The sequence below is a fragment of the Rhodococcus sp. WY5 genome (assembly GCF_018588185.1).
Classification (GTDB): Bacteria; Actinomycetota; Actinomycetes; order Mycobacteriales; family Mycobacteriaceae; genus Rhodococcus_F; species Rhodococcus_F qingshengii.
Genome location: NZ_JAAMPR010000004.1, coordinates 140,451 through 156,169, shown reverse-complemented (window position 1 = coordinate 156,169; position 15,719 = coordinate 140,451). Strand labels below are relative to the sequence as shown.

General features: G+C 61.9%; 18 protein-coding genes. 7 read left to right on the top strand and 11 right to left on the bottom strand.

What is annotated here, in order from left to right:
* The first annotated feature begins 140 nt into the window (after positions 1 to 140).
* The 4 genes from G4D79_RS32540 (at position 141) to styD (ending at position 3,450) form a co-directional block, all read left to right on the top strand.
* Positions 141 to 647, top strand: a complete 507-nt coding sequence (locus G4D79_RS32540; RefSeq protein WP_308252627.1) for a hypothetical protein — start codon at positions 141 to 143, stop codon at positions 645 to 647.
* Positions 644 to 1,297: a hypothetical protein gene (locus G4D79_RS32535; protein ID WP_214514863.1), complete on the top strand. Its 654-nt coding sequence runs from the start codon at positions 644 to 646 to the stop codon at positions 1,295 to 1,297. The genes G4D79_RS32540 and G4D79_RS32535 overlap by 4 nt, the downstream gene beginning before the upstream one ends.
* Before the next feature lie 53 nt (positions 1,298 to 1,350).
* Complete coding sequence (locus tag G4D79_RS32530) at positions 1,351 to 1,875, top strand: hypothetical protein (protein WP_214514862.1); 525 nt, start codon at positions 1,351 to 1,353, stop codon at positions 1,873 to 1,875.
* 90 nt (positions 1,876 to 1,965) lie between these two features.
* Positions 1,966 to 3,450: a phenylacetaldehyde dehydrogenase StyD gene (styD, locus tag G4D79_RS32525; protein ID WP_214514861.1), complete on the top strand. Its 1,485-nt coding sequence runs from the start codon at positions 1,966 to 1,968 to the stop codon at positions 3,448 to 3,450.
* 84 nt (positions 3,451 to 3,534) lie between these two features.
* Here the strand turns inward: styD and paaK are convergent, their stop codons facing one another.
* From paaK to G4D79_RS32475, 10 genes are all read right to left on the bottom strand, one after another.
* Positions 3,535 to 4,842: a phenylacetate--CoA ligase PaaK gene (gene paaK, locus G4D79_RS32520; protein ID WP_214514860.1), complete on the bottom strand. Its 1,308-nt coding sequence runs from the start codon at positions 4,840 to 4,842 to the stop codon at positions 3,535 to 3,537.
* Between the two features lie 15 nt (positions 4,843 to 4,857).
* A complete protein-coding gene (gene paaE / locus G4D79_RS32515; RefSeq protein ID WP_214514859.1) occupies positions 4,858 to 5,952 on the bottom strand; it encodes a 1,2-phenylacetyl-CoA epoxidase subunit PaaE in 1,095 nt (364 codons plus the stop codon).
* Positions 5,952 to 6,461, bottom strand: a complete 510-nt coding sequence (gene paaD, locus G4D79_RS32510; RefSeq protein WP_374223459.1) for a 1,2-phenylacetyl-CoA epoxidase subunit PaaD — start codon at positions 6,459 to 6,461, stop codon at positions 5,952 to 5,954. Before paaD ends, paaE begins: the two co-directional genes overlap by 1 nt.
* On the bottom strand, positions 6,455 to 7,372 hold the full coding sequence (gene paaC, locus G4D79_RS32505; RefSeq protein WP_214514858.1) for a 1,2-phenylacetyl-CoA epoxidase subunit PaaC: 918 nt from the start codon (positions 7,370 to 7,372) through the stop codon (positions 6,455 to 6,457). Before paaC ends, paaD begins: the two co-directional genes overlap by 7 nt.
* A gap of 11 nt (positions 7,373 to 7,383) precedes the next feature.
* Positions 7,384 to 7,746, bottom strand: coding sequence for a 1,2-phenylacetyl-CoA epoxidase subunit PaaB (gene paaB, locus G4D79_RS32500; RefSeq protein WP_250888127.1), 363 nt, complete (start codon positions 7,744 to 7,746; stop codon positions 7,384 to 7,386).
* Positions 7,743 to 8,687 (bottom strand): 1,2-phenylacetyl-CoA epoxidase subunit PaaA, encoded by a 945-nt coding sequence (paaA, locus tag G4D79_RS32495; protein ID WP_214514857.1) that lies wholly within the window; start codon positions 8,685 to 8,687, stop codon positions 7,743 to 7,745. The genes paaB and paaA overlap by 4 nt, the downstream gene beginning before the upstream one ends.
* A 113-nt stretch (positions 8,688 to 8,800) precedes the next feature.
* A complete protein-coding gene (locus G4D79_RS32490) occupies positions 8,801 to 9,607 on the bottom strand; it encodes an enoyl-CoA hydratase-related protein (RefSeq protein WP_214514856.1) in 807 nt (268 codons plus the stop codon).
* On the bottom strand, positions 9,604 to 10,455 hold the full coding sequence (locus G4D79_RS32485) for a 3-hydroxyacyl-CoA dehydrogenase family protein (RefSeq protein WP_214514855.1): 852 nt from the start codon (positions 10,453 to 10,455) through the stop codon (positions 9,604 to 9,606). The genes G4D79_RS32490 and G4D79_RS32485 overlap by 4 nt, the downstream gene beginning before the upstream one ends.
* Entirely contained in the window at positions 10,452 to 11,174 is a 723-nt protein-coding gene (locus tag G4D79_RS32480; RefSeq protein ID WP_214514854.1) for an enoyl-CoA hydratase/isomerase family protein, read from the bottom strand. Before G4D79_RS32480 ends, G4D79_RS32485 begins: the two co-directional genes overlap by 4 nt.
* Positions 11,171 to 12,370 (bottom strand): thiolase family protein, encoded by a 1,200-nt coding sequence (locus G4D79_RS32475; protein WP_214514853.1) that lies wholly within the window; start codon positions 12,368 to 12,370, stop codon positions 11,171 to 11,173. Before G4D79_RS32475 ends, G4D79_RS32480 begins: the two co-directional genes overlap by 4 nt.
* Positions 12,371 to 12,485: 115 nt before the next feature.
* On the opposite strand from G4D79_RS32475, the gene G4D79_RS32470 reads away from it, so the two are divergent.
* Entirely contained in the window at positions 12,486 to 13,097 is a 612-nt protein-coding gene (locus G4D79_RS32470; RefSeq protein WP_095973232.1) for a TetR/AcrR family transcriptional regulator, read from the top strand.
* A gap of 16 nt (positions 13,098 to 13,113) precedes the next feature.
* On the opposite strand, the gene G4D79_RS32465 is transcribed toward G4D79_RS32470, so the two are convergent.
* Entirely contained in the window at positions 13,114 to 13,254 is a 141-nt protein-coding gene (locus tag G4D79_RS32465) for a hypothetical protein (protein ID WP_172436762.1), read from the bottom strand.
* Between the two features lie 122 nt (positions 13,255 to 13,376).
* Here G4D79_RS32465 and paaZ point away from each other — a divergent pair, with 122 nt between their 5' ends.
* Both paaZ and G4D79_RS32455 read left to right on the top strand, forming a co-directional pair.
* A complete protein-coding gene (gene paaZ, locus G4D79_RS32460; RefSeq protein ID WP_214514852.1) occupies positions 13,377 to 15,404 on the top strand; it encodes a phenylacetic acid degradation bifunctional protein PaaZ in 2,028 nt (675 codons plus the stop codon).
* Positions 15,404 to 15,715, top strand: a complete 312-nt coding sequence (locus tag G4D79_RS32455) for an EthD family reductase (protein ID WP_214514851.1) — start codon at positions 15,404 to 15,406, stop codon at positions 15,713 to 15,715. Before paaZ ends, G4D79_RS32455 begins: the two co-directional genes overlap by 1 nt.
* Positions 15,716 to 15,719 lie beyond the last annotated feature (4 nt).

Genomic DNA, 15,719 nt, shown 5'->3' with positions numbered 1-15,719 from the left:
AACGGACGAATGTCCCCGCATCGGCATTGCCCGCCATGCGAGGGCGGTTACGGCACCGCGTCGACGTGCCCGGAACGGCGTTGCCAACTACAGGCCCATTAGCGACGACAACTGAATGGCTGGGCCGGTTGGCGGCTATCTTGGCGATCGCTCTGTTCATCCTTGTCCTTATCTGCATTCACAAGGGCAAGCTCGTTCGCGACAGCGCCCATACCGTCGTGAGCAACTTCACCGTCACCAATGCGATGTTCGACCAACGAGCTGATCTCACCGCTCCCGCGACAGCACGTAAGCAACTCGACGAACTCGCAAGTATTCTCGCCAACTTGAATACGGCTACGACAGCCGACGTGGACAGCCTCGCGGGTCTGCTGCCGAATGCGCGCACATTGTTGGCGGCCGGACAGGGTGATGCAACTATTGCGGCTGCCTTGGAAGGTGTCGCCACGACTCTGCAAAGCTCCGCTGCTTCGTTGGCACGAATATCCACAGATGCTGATCAGACGGTGACCGATGTCGACAGCTCGTTGGTCACCGCAATCGATCTGGTCAACCAGCTCAACGCGGAATTGACGCGCACGACCAACAAACTCGCGCTGATTCCGGCGCAAGATGCGTTCATACCCGCACCAGGAGAGAACAAATGACGGTTACGGCGAAGTCATGGACCGCCATTGCGCTACTCATCGGGGGTGGGAGTGCAGTCGTACTGTGCGCAATCAATGGATTCGTCCCCGGTTTGCGCGATATCAGTGATCCACTCGGTCGCCCTTCCTCGCTGAGCGCGGAGCTGATCAATTCTGCAGGTCAATTCGACACGCTCACATCAGTTCTCGTTCCCAAACACGAACAGCTCGCAGGCGATATTCAAACCCTACGTCCGTTAGCTGACAACCTGGAGAGCCTCACAGACCGTGCGGGCGCTCTCACCGGCAGTGCACAGACGCTCAATGCGTCCACTGCGAACGTGAACGATATTGCAATGCCGCTGCCGAGCTTGATCACGGACGTCATCGGCCGCGCGAATAACGCGACCCCGACCGTTGCCGGTCTGTCCACTGCAGTGGGCTCCGTCGCCGGTGAACTTCAAAATATGCAGCAAGGGCTGGCCACCATCCAGACGTCGCTGGGTGCGCTGGGGCCCAAGGCGAGTGACATTGCAGCGACACTGGCCATCGTTCGTGAAGAAGCAGCGCATGTCCGTGTTTTCGGCCCACTCCTCGCGGTAATCGGTCCACCGATTAACGCCCTGAACCTTCCGCCCCTCTCAATCCCTGCTTCCATCCCATCCCCGTGACCACTTGCGGAGATTCGCACTCGTCTCGCGCAGGTGAAAGGCCCTCTACCATCATGCTACGCATTTCCTGGGCAGTAACTGTCGGTTTCACGCTCGCCGCACTCACCGGGATCCTCATTGTCACACGTGATCTCGCAACCTCGAACGACATTTTCAAGGATGGAGTCGTACAAGCACAAACTGTCGACGCCACCACAGACGAGGCACTTGCCGGAGCCGCAGAGTTGAGCCCCGCCAACGACGCCATCGATCGAGGGTTGCCCGAGGTAGTCGGGGTTCTCGATCAGTTGGTGCGCGCCAACGAAACCCTCGGGACGTTGGGCGAAAACCTCGGTGAGCTCGGAATCGCATTGTCCTCCGCCGACGCTCCACTTGCCGGCATCATCGACGCCGGCCAAGCGGCGTCCGGCCACGCCAATGCGGCAGCGGCTCCTGCTGCCAACATCGTTAACACGCTAAACAGCGCAAATGCCAAGGTTAACACCCTCGCCCCGCTGCTGGACAACACCCTTGCGCTGGGCCGAGAAGTGGATTCCAAACTTCGAATAGCGCTGCTGCTGCCGCTAATCGGGGAATGACTGCCTGCTCCCAGTCACGGACGCGACGAGGCCAAATTTGGCGGCGTCCGAATTCCGCACTGAAACCTGATCCGACGAAAGGCAAAATCGATGACCACACTGCGCGAACAGCCCTCGCAGTTATTGCCCGATGACACCGCGACTCGACTGTATATCGATGGCGAATGGCGCGATGCCTCCGACGGGGGGACGTTCACTGATGTGAATCCGACTACGGCGCAACCACTGTCCGAGATCGCATCGGCAACCGCAGCGGACGTCGATGCAGCCGTAAGCGCTGCGCGCACCCAACTCGGTGGTGAATGGGGCTCGACGCCCGGGGTCGTGCGCGGAAAGCTACTGAACCGTATCGCCGACCTCATCGAGCGAGACGGCGATCTACTTTCTCGCCTCGAAGCGCTGGATATCGGCAAACCCGTGGGTCAGCCGATCATGCTCGACATTCCCAACGCAGCAGCGACATTCCGACATTTCGCTGGTTGGGCGGACAAGATTCACGGTGCGACCATTCCGACCGCTGGGTATTTCGGGCGACCGACTCACTCCTACACCGTGCGCGAACCTGTCGGTGTCATCGGTGCGATCATCCCGTGGAACACGCCGCTAATGATCGCCGCATGGAAGTTGGCTCCCGCATTGGCCGCCGGCAATACACTTGTGGTGAAACCGCCAGAGGATGCCCCACTGTCAATTCTGCACCTCGCTCGGCTCATCGCCGAAGCCGGTGTACCCGCAGGCGTTGTCAATGTTCTTCCGGGCCTCGGCGAGGTGACCGGGGATGCCATAGTCGGACATCCCGGTATCAATAAAATTAGCTTTACCGGTAGCCCTCGCGTTGGTCGAATCATTGCAAAGAAGGCCGCCGACACCTTCAAGCGCATCACCCTCGAACTCGGTGGTAAGTCTCCCCAGATCATCCTCGCCGACGCTGACGTCGAGTCCGCGATCAATGGCACCGCGATGGGATTGTTTTTCAACCAAGGACAGGTGTGCGCGGCGGGAACCCGTGTACTCGTACATCGATCCCTGTACTCGCAGGTGGTCGACGGGTTGTCTGCCGCCGCATCTGCTCAGGTGCTCGGCGACCCGTTCGACCCACAGACCACCATGGGCGCGCTCATCAACGCGAAGCAGCGCGAGTCGGTACTGGGGTACATACAGGCGGGCCGCGACGGGGGAGCCCGCCTCACTGCAGGAGGCGGTCGGCCGGACGGAGACGGATTCTTCGTCGAACCGACGATCTTCGCCGACGCACACAACGGCATGGTCATCGCGCAGGAAGAAATTTTTGGTCCCGTAGGCACCGTGATTCCCTTCGACACTACCGACGAGGCGATCTCCATCGCCAACGGAACCGTTTACGGACTTGCGGCAAGTATCTGGACTCGGGATGTATCTCACGCACACGGACTCGCCGCGCAAGTCAGGTCTGGTGCTGTATGGGTGAATGGATGGGCCGCAATCGACCCCGCCCTTCCCTGGGGAGGGATGAAGTCCAGCGGAACCGGCCGTGAATTGGGCTGGGCCGGAATCGAAGCCAATACGGAGGAAAAAGTCGTCACGATCGTCTTGTAGGGTCGTCGGTCAATGCGACAGTCTCCAGGATCCGCTTAAAGTCGATCCGACAGGTCCTGGAGGCAGCGCAGAAAGCTTCCGAGCTCACGAAGGCAACCGCTTGTCGATCAAGCGACGGGCCTTCCCGATGGAACGTTCGAGCGCAGCAGGCTCCACGACTTCTACGTGGACGCTGACACCGATTCGATCCTTCACAAGCGCACGCAGCGTCGTAGCTGCAGTGTCACGAACATTGGACGCGACATCCGAACGGGTCTCGACAAGAACCCTCAACGAGTCCATACGGCCGGAGCGTTCAAGGACGCACTGGAACTGTGGGGCGAGGGTCGGAACGGTCAAAATCAGCTCTTCGATCTGAGTTGGGAACAGATTGACCCCACGCAGAATGATCATGTCGTCGGTGCGTCCGGTGACCTTTTGCATGCGCCGCATGGTGCGAGCCGTGCCGGGTAACAGACGCGTCAGGTCACGGGTACGGTAACGGATGATTGGCATCGCTTCCTTGGACAAGGACGTGAAGACTAACTCGCCTTCCTCGCCGTCGGGAAGAACCTCTCCGGTCACCGGATCGATGATCTCCGGGTAGAAATGATCCTCCCAGATGTGCAGTCCGTCCTTGGTTTCGACGCATTCCATCGCAACGCCCGGCCCCATGACCTCGGACAGACCGTAGATGTCGACGGCATTCATGTCGAGGGACTTCTCGATCTCCTTGCGCATCTCCTCGGTCCACGGCTCGGCGCCGAAAACTCCGGTCGTCAGTGAGGTCTTCGACGGGTCGATGCCCTTCTTGATCATGGCGTCGACGATCGTGAGCATGTACGACGGGGTGACGAGGATCGCGTCGGGTTCGAAGTCCTCGATGAGCTGGATCTGACGGTCAGTCATACCGCCTGACATGGGAATCACGGTGCAGCCCAAACGTTCTGCGCCGTAATGCGCGCCGAGGCCGCCGGTGAACAATCCGTAACCGTAGGCGACGTGGACTTTGTCCGAAGGCTTGACACCACCAGCTCTCAAACTTCGGGCGATGAGGTCGGCCCAGTTGCTGATGTCGTTCGCCGTGTACCCTACGACCGTCGGCCGACCCGTCGTTCCGGAAGACGCGTGGATTCTGGATACCTGGTCCTGCGGAACGGCGAACATGCCGAACGGGTAGTTCTCGCGTAGGTCCCGCTTTGAGGTGAACGGGAACTTGGCCAGATCGCTCAGTTCCTTCAAATCACTTGGATGCACTCCGGCGTCGTCGAATGCTTTCCGGTAATGCGGGACCTTGTCGTACGCGTGTTTTAGCGACCACTGCAGGCGTTCGAGTTGAAGAGTGGAGATGCGGTCACGCGAGGCGAACTCGATGTCGGGTGTATCGGAGGGGGCGGACAGCACACTGGTCATTGTGAAACCTTCGGTTCAGGCGTCGAAGTCGACGGTTACGGCGTCGCTGACGGGGAAGGTCTGGCAGGTGAGCACGAAGCCTGCAGCGATTTCGTTGTCCTCGAGCGCGTAGTTGCGGCGCATGTCCACATCGCCGAGGGTCACCTTGGCGCGGCAGGTTCCGCACACGCCGCCTTTGCATGCGAAGGGAAGGTCGGAGCGCAACTGCTCGGCGGAGTCGAGGATCGACTCATCCTGGGGAAGTGTTCCTGTCACGCTGCGCCCATCGAGGGTGATGGTGACCTCACTACTCGGACCGGTGACACCGGGTTCTCGGTGTTTCTCCTGAGGTGGGGGGACGTCGTCGACGTAAAAGAGTTCGTGGTGGATCTGGGAATTTTCGACGCCAAGGCCAGTGAGAACCTCCTGCGCGTCGTTCACCATTCCGAAGGGCCCGCACAACCAGAAGTGGTCGATGTCCGGTGTGGGAACCACGGTGTTGAGGATGTCTTTCAGTCGCTCGGCATCGAGCCTGCCGCTGAACAGTTCGACCTCACGAGGCTCACGTGAAAGCACGTGGATGATGTCGAACCTGGCACCGTACTGGTCTTTGAGGTCGGCGATCTCCTCGGCGAACATCACCGATCGGGTACGCCGGTTTCCGTATAGGAGAATGACTTCGGCATCGGGGTTGGCGAGCATCGACGCGGCGATCGAGAGCATCGGGGTGATGCCGGAGCCTGCAGCGATCAGCACGTGGCGACCGCCGGCTGCGGGGTCCGCGTGGAAGTTTCCACTCGGGCCCTGCACGTCGATCTTGTCGCCGGCCCTGACCTCGTGCACCAACCACGAGGAGAAGAGACCGTTTGTGACCTCACGGACGCCGACGCGTGGGCGGGTGCCCGCTGCCGCGCAGATCGAGTACGAACGACGATGTTCGACGCCATCCACTGTGCGGCTGAGCATCAACGATTGGCCTGGGAGGAAGTGGAATTCGTTCTGCAGGTCATCCGGGACGTCGAACGTGACGACGACGGCGTCGTCGCACAATGATTCGACGTCGGAGACGGTGAGCGTATGAAAAGCCCTGTTGCGATTTGATGTGACGACTGGTTGGTCGGTGACGGTCATCAGATTTCCTTCACGTGGTCGAAGGGTTCGAGGCAGTTGTCACAGCGGTACTGCGCCTTGCACAGTGTGGCGCCGAACTCCGAGGTGAGTCGTGTTCTGGTAGAACCACATTGCGGGCAGTCGATGACGCGTGGCTTGATTGACAGGGTCAGTGGTACCGGCCCGGATGTGCGGGCAGGCGCAGGTCCAGGCGTCGAGTACCCGGTCTCTCGAAGCTTGCGGAGACCGTCCTCGGAAATCCAGTCGGTGCTCCACGCCGGGCTCAGACTCGTGACGATCTCGACATCGGTATAGCCGCCGTCGAGAAGTTTGTGCTTGATATCGTCGCGCATGGTGGCCATCGCCGGGCATCCTGAGTAGGTCGGGGTGATGGTGACGCGGACGCGGCCGTTCTCGCGGACCTCGACCTCGCGCAGGACACCGAGGTCGTCGAGGGTGAGCAGGGGCATTTCGGGGTCCATGACGGTGGCTGCGATCTCGCGTGCTGACATGTGCATGGTGGTCACCAGACTCCCTCCGGGTGGGCACGGGCGACGGTTTGCATTTCGGCGATCAACGATCCGAACGCTTCCGTGTGGATACCGCGACGCCCGCCGCGTCCACCGATGGTGCCGACGGACTTGCCCTCCGGCGCAGCCAGTTCTGCAGCATGGAGAACCTGATCGATCACCGAGTCGAATTCTTCTCGCACGTCGCGGGGGTCGACGCCGACGCCGACCTTCGCGAGAGCGATCTCTTCGTCGGTGGGCAGGAACAGTTCGGAGACGTAGGGCCAGACGCGATCGAGGGCGTCCTTGACGCGTCGCTTGGATTCGTCCGTTCCGCAACCGAGAGTGACGATCCAGCGTGCCGAGTAGTCCCGGTGATAGGTGAGTTCTTTGATGCCCTTGTTGGCGACGGCGGCGAGGACCGGGTCGCGTGAAGTGCGCAAACGATCGAAGATCGCGAGGCGCCACGTCGACAGGATCAGCAGACGCACCTGCGACTTCGCGAAGTCGCCGTTATCGAGTTCGGCGAGCCTCACGTTGCGGAATTCGGAATCAGTGCGGAAGAAAGCTAAGGCATCTTCTGCAGGCGCGGGCGAGGTGTCGGAGATAACTGGCACCACCGAAGAGTCAGCTGCGGCGGCACGGGCGAGGAGCAAACGAGCCTGACCGAGTAGATCCAGTCCGACATTTGCCAGCGCGACTTCTTCTTCGAGCTCCGGTGCACGCGTGCTCCACTCGGCCAGGCGCTGTGCGCTGATCAGTGCGTCGTCACCGAGCATGAGGCAGTATGCGGCAAGGACTTCGAGGTCCACGTCGTTGGGCACGGTGGTATCGACACCGGCAAGCGGATCGTCGAAGCTGGTTCCGAAAGCCCACTGCCCATGTGTGTCTTCGTTGACCAAGCCTTCGTAAGCGCTGTCGTGATCAGTCATTTTGGAAGCCTTCACATGTGGGGAACATTGTCGGGGATCTCGTAGAACGTCGGGTGGCGGTACACCTTGTCGCCGTTGGGCGCGAAGAACGGGTCCTTCTCCGACGGCGAAGATGCGACGATCGAGTTGGACGGGACGACCCAGATGCTGATGCCCTCGTTGCGGCGGGTGTAGACGTCGCGAGCGTGCCGTAGAGCCATATGGTCGTCGGCGGCGTGGAGCGATCCGACGTGCACATGATTGAGTCCGCGCTTACCGCGCAGGAAAACCTCGTACAGGGGCCAATCAGCCTTGACGGTAGACTTTTTCGGCTCGACGGGCGCGTTTTCGGTGGGAAGGGCGCCGTGGCCGTCCTGTGCGGTGAATTCGGTCATGATGCGTTCCTCTCGGCAAAGGCGGTTGCTGCTTCGCGTACCCAGGCGCCGTCGTCATGGGCTGCGCGACGGTTGGCGATGCGCTCGATGTTCGACGCACCGTTGCCGTTGATGACCTGCATGAACTCGCTCCAGTCGGGCTCACCGAAGTCGTGGGACTTACGCTCTTCGTTCCACTTCAGGTCCGGGTCAGGGAAGGTGACTCCCAGAGCTTCGGCCTGCGGGATGGACATGTCGACGAAACGCTGGCGCAGTTCGTCGTTGGTGTGGCGCTTGATGCCCCACTTCATCGACTGCTCGGTGTTGGGGCTTTCGTCGTCCGGCGGGCCGAACATCATCAGTGCCGGCCACCACCAGCGGTTGACTGATTCCTGGACCATGGCACGCTGCTCATCGGTGCCGCGCATCATCGTCGCGAGCAGCTCGTAGCCCTGGCGCTGGTGGAAGGACTCTTCCTTGCAGACTCGGATCATCGCGCGCGCGTACGGTCCGAAGGAGCTGCGGCACAGCGGAACTTGGTTGCAGATGGCAGCGCCGTCGACAAGCCAGCCGATGGTACCGACGTCCGCGTACGTGAGGGTGGGGTAGTTGAAGATCGAGGAGTACTTCTGTTTGCCTTCGATGAGCTTGACTGTCAAGTCTTCGCGGTCGGCGCCGAGCGTCTCCGCAGCGGAGTACAGGTAGAGGCCGTGTCCGGCTTCGTCCTGAACCTTGGCCATGAGGATCGCTTTACGACGCAGCGACGGCGCGCGCGTGAGCCAGTTACCCTCGGGCTGCATGCCGATGATCTCGGAGTGCGCGTGCTGTGCGATCTGCCGGATGAGCGACTTGCGGTAGCCGTCGGGCATCCAGTCGCGGGGTTCGACACGCTGTTCGTGGGCGATAATCGCGTCGAAGTCTTCCTGCAGCGCGTCGGCGCTCAGGGCGTTTGACGAGGTCATAAGTCCTACTTTCATTACCGAATGATCGGTTGGCAACAAGTATGCACCGAAGTGACGTGGCGCACAGGCCGGGCTGTTGTTCGGGCGTCCGCCCAGTGGCACGGTCATGTCATCTACCCCAGCAGGTAGTTGTTCGTGCCACTGGGCAGAGCCTCACGACCCGCAAAAACCGGTTTCTCCTTGGCGAGGAAGGCGTCGACCGCCGCTTTGTGATCCGCGCTCTGGCCGAGGTGGGTCTGGGCAGCTGCCTCACGCACGAGGGCGTCGAACAGGCCCGACGCCGAAGCGCTGACGAGAGACTTGACCTGCCGGTACGCCTCGGTGGGCCCGGACGCGAGCCTCTGGGCCAGCTTCAACGCGGTCCCCTGAACCTCTTCGTCAGGGACCAGTCGATGGATGAGTCCCCAGTCGAGCGCCTGCTCGGCGGAGATCTTGTCGCCGAGAAGCAGAAGCGCCGATGCCCTGGAAGCTCCGAGCGATTCGACCAGCGAGTAACTCAACCCCGAATCGCTCGCCAGACCGATACCGGTAAAGGCCGTCCCGAAGGACGTGTTCGTGCCCGCAACGCGTACGTCGCCGGCCAGCGCGATGCCGAGCCCTGCGCCGACGCACGCACCGGGGATCGCCACGACGACCGGAACGGTGAGTTCCTTCAGCGATTTAATCAACGGGTTGTAGTGAATCCCGACGGTCTCCATCGCTGTCTCGGGATCGGCTTCGAGTGCGGCGACATGTTCACCGAGGTCCTGACCGACACAGAAGTTCTTGCCCTCGGCCGTCAGCAGGACCGCGCGCACGCTTGCATTGCTCGCTGCGCAATCGACCGCTTCCTTGAAGGCGACCTTGGTTTCGACGTTCAGCGAGGACCGCCCGAGGGCGATCGTGGCGAGAGCGCCCGAGATGTCGAGTCGTACCGTCATTTCTTCTCCCAATCGTAAAATCCATTGCGGGACTTGCGGCCGAGTTCTCCGCGAGCAACCTTGTCTCGGAGCAGCTGTGGCGGGGTGAATCGGTCGCCCAACGTCGACGCGAGGTGTTCGGCGATGGCCAACCTGACGTCGAGACCGACCAGATCCGTCGAGCGCAGCGGCCCCATCGGGTGCTTGTACCCGAGTTCCATGGCGCGGTCGATGGATTCGGCGTCGGCGACGCCTTCCTCGAGCATCCGGATCGCTTCGAGGCCGAGACAGACTCCGAGGCGGCTGGTGGCGAAGCCAGGGGAGTCGTTGACGAGAACTTCGCTCTTGCCGAGCAAGCCAACCCACGCGCGCACCTTCGCGACGACGTCGGACGAGGTTGCCGGTGCCCGCACGATCTCTACCAGTTCAGAGACCGGCACCGGATTGAAGAAGTGCATGCCGATGAACCGGGACGGATCGCTCAGCGCCGCGCCGAGTTCGGCGATCGAGATCGAGCTGGTGTTTGAGGCGATCACGGTCGACGCCGACACCGTCTTGTCGATCAGTGCGAGAACCTCGATCTTGAGTGACGGGATCTCCGGGACGGCCTCGATGACGAGGTCGAGGTCTGCCGGCAGCTCGTCTGGTCCTGCGACGGTGGACACCCGCGCCAGGATTTCCTCGGGCGTCCTGTCCAGCTTGCCGCGTTCATGTGCCCGCGCAAGACCGGTCGACACCCTATCTACGGCTGCCTTTTGATCGGCGGCCTCGGCGATGACCACCTGCGATCCGAGTTGGGCGAACACTTGGGCAATACCCGCGCCCATTCGCCCGCCACCGACGACACCGACATATGAGGGAACTGTCATTTCTTCTTCTCCAGAAATGCCGTCATGCGGCGTTGTTTGTCCTCGGTCTCGAACAGCACCGCTTGTGCGATGTCGTCCGCCCACGGTTGCGAGCCTGGTGCGTCGAGAATCTTCTTGGTCAGTTTCAGGGCCAGTGGAGCTTGCTTCGCGACGCGGTCGAGCAGTGAATGTGCCGCGTCTAGAGGATCTTCGACGATGTCCATGACGAGACCGGAGCACAGTGCGGTGTCCGCATCCAGTGTTCGGCCACCGAGGAGTATCTGCTTGGCCACCGAAACACCGACCAACGTCGGCAGTCGATAGCTCGCGCCCGCGGCCGCCATGATTCCGAGGCCAGGCTCGGGATTGCCGAATACTGCTGTCGGTGAGGCGATTCGGATGTCGCAGGCGTAGGACAGCTCGGCGCCGCCTCCGAGTGTGTAGCCGCGAATTGCGGCGACGGTCGGGAGCGGTAGCGCGGCGATGCGGTCGAACAGGTTTCGATTGATTCCGCGTAGAGCGTCGTCGCGGTTGCGGGCTCGGAGCTGATTTATATCCGCTCCGCCGGCGAAATGGTCGCCCTGGCCGGTGAGCAGGAGGAGCTTGGGATCCTCCTCGATCAGAGCGCAGACCTGGTGTAGCTCGGATATCATCTCGGCATCGATGGCATTGCGCTGCTTCTCCCGCGACAGCGTGACGACCACGCGATCCGAGAGATTCTCTACCACCAGCGTGTTCACGGCGCCTCGATCAACATCGACACACCCTGGCCGACGCCGACGCACAGCGTGGCGAGTCCGCGAGAGGCCTTCTCGCGTTCCATCCGGCCCAGGAGCGTCAGGAGTATTCGAGCACCGGAGGCACCGAGCGGGTGTCCCAGCGCGATGGCACCACCGTCGGCGTTGACGATTGCGTCGTCGAGTTTCAGCTGCCGGATGACGCCGAGCGACTGCGCAGCGAATGCCTCGTTGAGTTCGACCGCACCCAGATCGTCGACGCTCCAGCCTGCGCGAGTGAGTGCCTTCTGTGTCGACGGAACGGGTCCGAGTCCCATGACGTGAGGAGCGAGACCCGCGCTGGCGCTGGTCACGATCCGTCCCCGAACCTCGAGGTTGTACTTCTTCACAGCCTCTTCGCCGGCGACGACAAGGGCTGCGGCCCCGTCGGTGAACGGCGAAGAGGTTCCAGCGGTGACGATGCCGTCTTTTTTGAAGGCGGTCTTCAGTTTTCCTAGCTTCTCGAGTGTGGTGCCGCGGCGGGGGGTTTCGTCCCGGGTGACGTCGCCGTCCTTCGTTGAAACGGCGACGATCTCGTCGTTGAACCGTCCGGCGTCCTGCGCGGCGATCGCTCGATCCTGGCTTCGCAGCGCGAAGGCGTCGGACTCCTCGCGGGTGATGCCCTCCTGCGCCGCAACTTCCTCGGCGGTCTCACCCATGGAGAGCGTGTACTTGTCACCGCGGCCCGCGTCATGCTCGGTGAACTTGGGATTCGTGAACCGCCAGCCCAGCGATGTGTCGAAGATCTGGCCGGGCTTGGCCCACGGTGTACCCGGCTTCGCGATGACCCAAGGTGCCCTCGTCATCGATTCGACGCCGCCGGCAACGATCAGGTCGGCTTCGCCGCTGCGGATCGATGCGGCAGCGTTGGCTACGGCGGTCAGGCCGCTCGCGCACAGCCGGTTGACGGTGTAACCGGGGACGGATTCGGGCAAGCCTGCAAGCAATACGGCCATTCGAGCCACGTCACGATTGTCCTCGCCTGCCTGGTTCGCCGCGCCGAGAACGACCTCGTCGATCATGTCGGCCGGAACTCCTGCACGTCGAACTGCCTCGGCGACGACGATGCCTGCCAGATCGTCGGGACGAACGCTCGCGAGAGCGCCGCCATATCGGCCCTGCGGCGTTCTCGCGCCGGATACCAGAAAAACTTCGCCCACTATTCGCTCCTTCGCCGGGGTTACTCTCTATTAATAACCGAACATTCGGTCGTCGCGCAAGAGCGGCGAGCCGCCGATGCTGTGGAATCGCGACGAGCCTGGGAGAATGAACCACATGACAACCGCACGTGCCCCGCGCCGAACCGGGCTTCCCGGCCGTCCAGGTTATGATCTCGATTCGTTGCTCGCTGTCGCGGTCAAGGTCTTCAACGACAAGGGTTACGACGGCACTTCCATGGAGGTCCTCGCCGGTCGGCTCGGCATCACGAAGAGCTCGATCTATCACCACGTCTCCGGCAAAGCGGAACTTCTGGAGCTCGCGCTGTCGCGTGCGCTGAACGCGTTGTTCGCGGTCACCACAGAGGGGCAGGCCATCGAGGGGCGCTACATCGATCGGCTCGAATACTTGGTGAGGCGCAGTGTCGAGATCCTCGTCGCCGAGCTCCCCTACGTGACGCTTCTGCTTCGTGTGCGGGGAAATACCGAGGTCGAACGCCGTGCGCTCGCCCGACGCCGCGAGTTCGACGTCTTCGTCAGCGACCTCGTCGTCGAGGCAGCCAAGGAGGGGGACCTGCGGGCCGACATCGATCCCGCGTTGGCCTCGAGGTTGCTGTTCGGAACCGTAAATTCCCTGATCGAGTGGTACAAACCGCGAACCGGTGGATCGGCTAACGATCTCGCCGACGCCGTGGTCGCGCTGACGTTCGACGGGTTGCGCAGAGCTTGATGCACGGACGCGTGAACTAACCGAAGACGGTCGTCGACAGGACGATCACCGCCACTGCAAACAGGGCGGTGACAACCCACGCTTCCCTCGAGTACGGGCCGATTCCCCATCCGAATTTATTGGTGCTGAACCACTTTCGAGGTGGGTTGAAGTGCATGCGCACGAGACTTACGGGTTCAGTCGTTTGTTTGCAAGGGTAATGAAATGTAGTGCTTGACAAGCTGACGCCTCAGGGGTGATGGTAATTACCAACCGAACGTACGGGAAGACGGAGAAGCTGTGAGCAGATTGCTGGAGAGCTACGCCCAAGGACAATGGTTTGCCGCGAGCGACGAGGGAACGCCGTTGCTCAGTGCGATCGACGGAACCGAGGTCGCGCGTATCTCGTCGACCGGCCTCGACGTTGCAGGAATGATCGACTATGCCCGCAGGGTGGGCGGCCCGGCCCTCGCCGCGCTCACCTTCCACGAGCGCGCCGGACTGCTCAAGCAGCTCGGCCTGACTCTGATGGCAGGCAAGGACGAGTTCTACGAGATCTCGACCTTGACCGGCGCCACCACGCGCGATTCTGGCGTCGACATCGACGGCGGATTCGGCACCGTGCTGAGCTACGCGAGCAAGGCTCGACGTGAGCTGCCCAACGACACCGTCTACCTCGACGGGGCAATCGAGCATCTTGGTAAGAAGGGCACGTTCCTCGGCCAGCACATTTACACTTCGCGTCGCGGTGTGGCCGTGCAGATCAACGCCTTCAACTTCCCCGTCTGGGGCTTTCTGGAGAAGCTCGCGCCCGCGTTCATCGCAGGTGTCCCGTCGGTGATCAAGCCTGCGAGCCAGACTGCGTACCTTACCGAATTGGTGTTCCGACGCATCATTGAAAGCGGTCTCCTCCCCGAGGGGTCGGTTCAGCTGATCTGCGGTAGTGCACGCGGCATCATCGATCACCTCGGTGGTCAGGATTCGGTGGCCTTCACCGGATCTGCCGACACTGCAGCCTCACTGCGCTCGCACCAGAACGTCGTCGGTGAGGGCGTGCACTTCACCGCAGAGGCCGACTCGCTCAATGCATCGATCCTCGGTTCGGATGTCACGCCGGAGGATCCCGAGTTCGATCTGTTCGTCAAGGGTGTTTTCGCCGAGATGACCGTAAAGGCTGGCCAGAAGTGCACGGCTATCCGCCGCGTGCTGGTGCCGCAGCCTCTCGTCGACCCCGTCATCGACGCCCTGAAGACGCGCCTGGCTAAGGTTGTCGTCGGCGATCCTCGTACCGACGGTGTCACGATGGGAGCGCTCGCCAGCATCGAGCAGCGCGACGAGGTTCTCAAATCGATCAGGGGACTGACGAAGTCCGCCTCCGTGGTCTTCGGCGATCCCGATGCGGTAGATCAACGACCCGGTGCGTTCATGGCGCCGGTTCTGCTGAAGGCGGGTGACAAGACCGCTCCCGAGCCGCACGAGGTCGAGGCTTTCGGGCCGGTGTCGACGGTCATCGGATACGAGGACACCGCCGATCTGCTGGACCTGGTTGCCCGCGGTAAGGGTTCGCTAGTCGCCTCGCTGGTGACGAAGGATTCCTCGGTAGCACGCGAGATCGTTCTCGGATCCGCGCCGTACCACGGCCGAATCCTGGTCCTGAACAGTGAAGATGCCCGCGAGTCCACCGGCCATGGTTCGCCGCTGCCCGTTCTCGTGCACGGTGGCCCGGGCCGCGCAGGCGGTGGTGAGGAACTCGGCGGTATTCGCGGAGTGTTGCACCACATGCAGCGCACCGCAATTCAGGGAACACCGGATGTGCTGACCGCTGTCGGTAACAAATGGGTGACCGGATCCGCGCAGATCACCGGTGACGTCCACCCGTTCCGCAAGAACCTCGGTGAGCTGAAGCTCGGCGACACGATCGTGGGCGGTCCGCGTCAAGTGACGCTCGCGGACATCGATCACTTTGCCGAGTTCACCGGGGACACGTTCTACGCGCATACCGATCCCGAGGCCGCAGCAGCAAATCCACTGTTCGGTGGCATCGTCGCGCACGGTTACCTCGTGGTGTCTCTGGCTGCCGGATTGTTCGTCGACCCCGCGCCGGGCCCCGTGCTTGCGAACTTCGGCGTTGACAGTCTTCGATTCCTGACGCCGGTCAAGGCCGAGGACAGCCTGACGGTCACTCTCACCGCGAAGCTGATCACGCCGCGCCAGAGCGCCGATTACGGTGAAGTACGTTGGGATGCAGTAGTTGTCAATCAAGAGGGCGATCCCGTCGCCACATACGACGTGCTGACGCTGGTCGCCAAGCCGGAAGGTGAAAACTGATGAGCTTTCGAGTCGCTGTGTGTTACGGAAAGCCCGAGGATCCCGCCGCGTTCGACGAGCACTACACCTCAGTGCACATCCCCCTCGCGAAAATTATTCCGGGTCTTACCGAATTCACTTGGGGCAAAGTCAGTTCCATGGATAGATCGGATCCTCCGTACTACGCGGTTGCGAATCTGTACTTCGCGGACGAGGAGTCGCTGAAAGCAGCCCTCGTATCCCCAGAGATGATCGCGGCAGGCAAGGATCTTCGCAACTTCGCCTCGGGCGGGGTCACGATGTTCACGCAAGAAGAACTCAGCGTCGGCTGAAGAG

What these genes read in the sequence shown, in the direction of transcription:
- G4D79_RS32535 (WP_214514863.1), top strand. Translation starts at nt 644, where the DNA reads ATGACGGTTACGGCGAAGTCATGGACCGCCATTGCGCTACTCATCGGG.
- G4D79_RS32530 (WP_214514862.1), top strand. Translation starts at nt 1,351, where the DNA reads ATGCTACGCATTTCCTGGGCAGTAACTGTCGGTTTCACGCTCGCCGCA.
- styD (WP_214514861.1), top strand. Translation starts at nt 1,966, where the DNA reads ATGACCACACTGCGCGAACAGCCCTCGCAGTTATTGCCCGATGACACC.
- paaK (WP_214514860.1), bottom strand. Translation starts at nt 4,842, where the DNA reads ATGACCAGTGTGCTGTCCGCCCCCTCCGATACACCCGACATCGAGTTC.
- paaE (WP_214514859.1), bottom strand. Translation starts at nt 5,952, where the DNA reads ATGACCGTCACCGACCAACCAGTCGTCACATCAAATCGCAACAGGGCT.
- paaC (WP_214514858.1), bottom strand. Translation starts at nt 7,372, where the DNA reads ATGACTGATCACGACAGCGCTTACGAAGGCTTGGTCAACGAAGACACA.
- paaB (WP_250888127.1), bottom strand. Translation starts at nt 7,746, where the DNA reads ATGACCGAATTCACCGCACAGGACGGCCACGGCGCCCTTCCCACCGAA.
- paaA (WP_214514857.1), bottom strand. Translation starts at nt 8,687, where the DNA reads ATGACCTCGTCAAACGCCCTGAGCGCCGACGCGCTGCAGGAAGACTTC.
- G4D79_RS32490 (WP_214514856.1), bottom strand. Translation starts at nt 9,607, where the DNA reads ATGACGGTACGACTCGACATCTCGGGCGCTCTCGCCACGATCGCCCTC.
- G4D79_RS32485 (WP_214514855.1), bottom strand. Translation starts at nt 10,455, where the DNA reads ATGACAGTTCCCTCATATGTCGGTGTCGTCGGTGGCGGGCGAATGGGC.
- G4D79_RS32470 (WP_095973232.1), top strand. Translation starts at nt 12,486, where the DNA reads ATGACAACCGCACGTGCCCCGCGCCGAACCGGGCTTCCCGGCCGTCCA.
- G4D79_RS32465 (WP_172436762.1), bottom strand. Translation starts at nt 13,254, where the DNA reads ATGCACTTCAACCCACCTCGAAAGTGGTTCAGCACCAATAAATTCGGA.
- G4D79_RS32455 (WP_214514851.1), top strand. Translation starts at nt 15,404, where the DNA reads ATGAGCTTTCGAGTCGCTGTGTGTTACGGAAAGCCCGAGGATCCCGCC.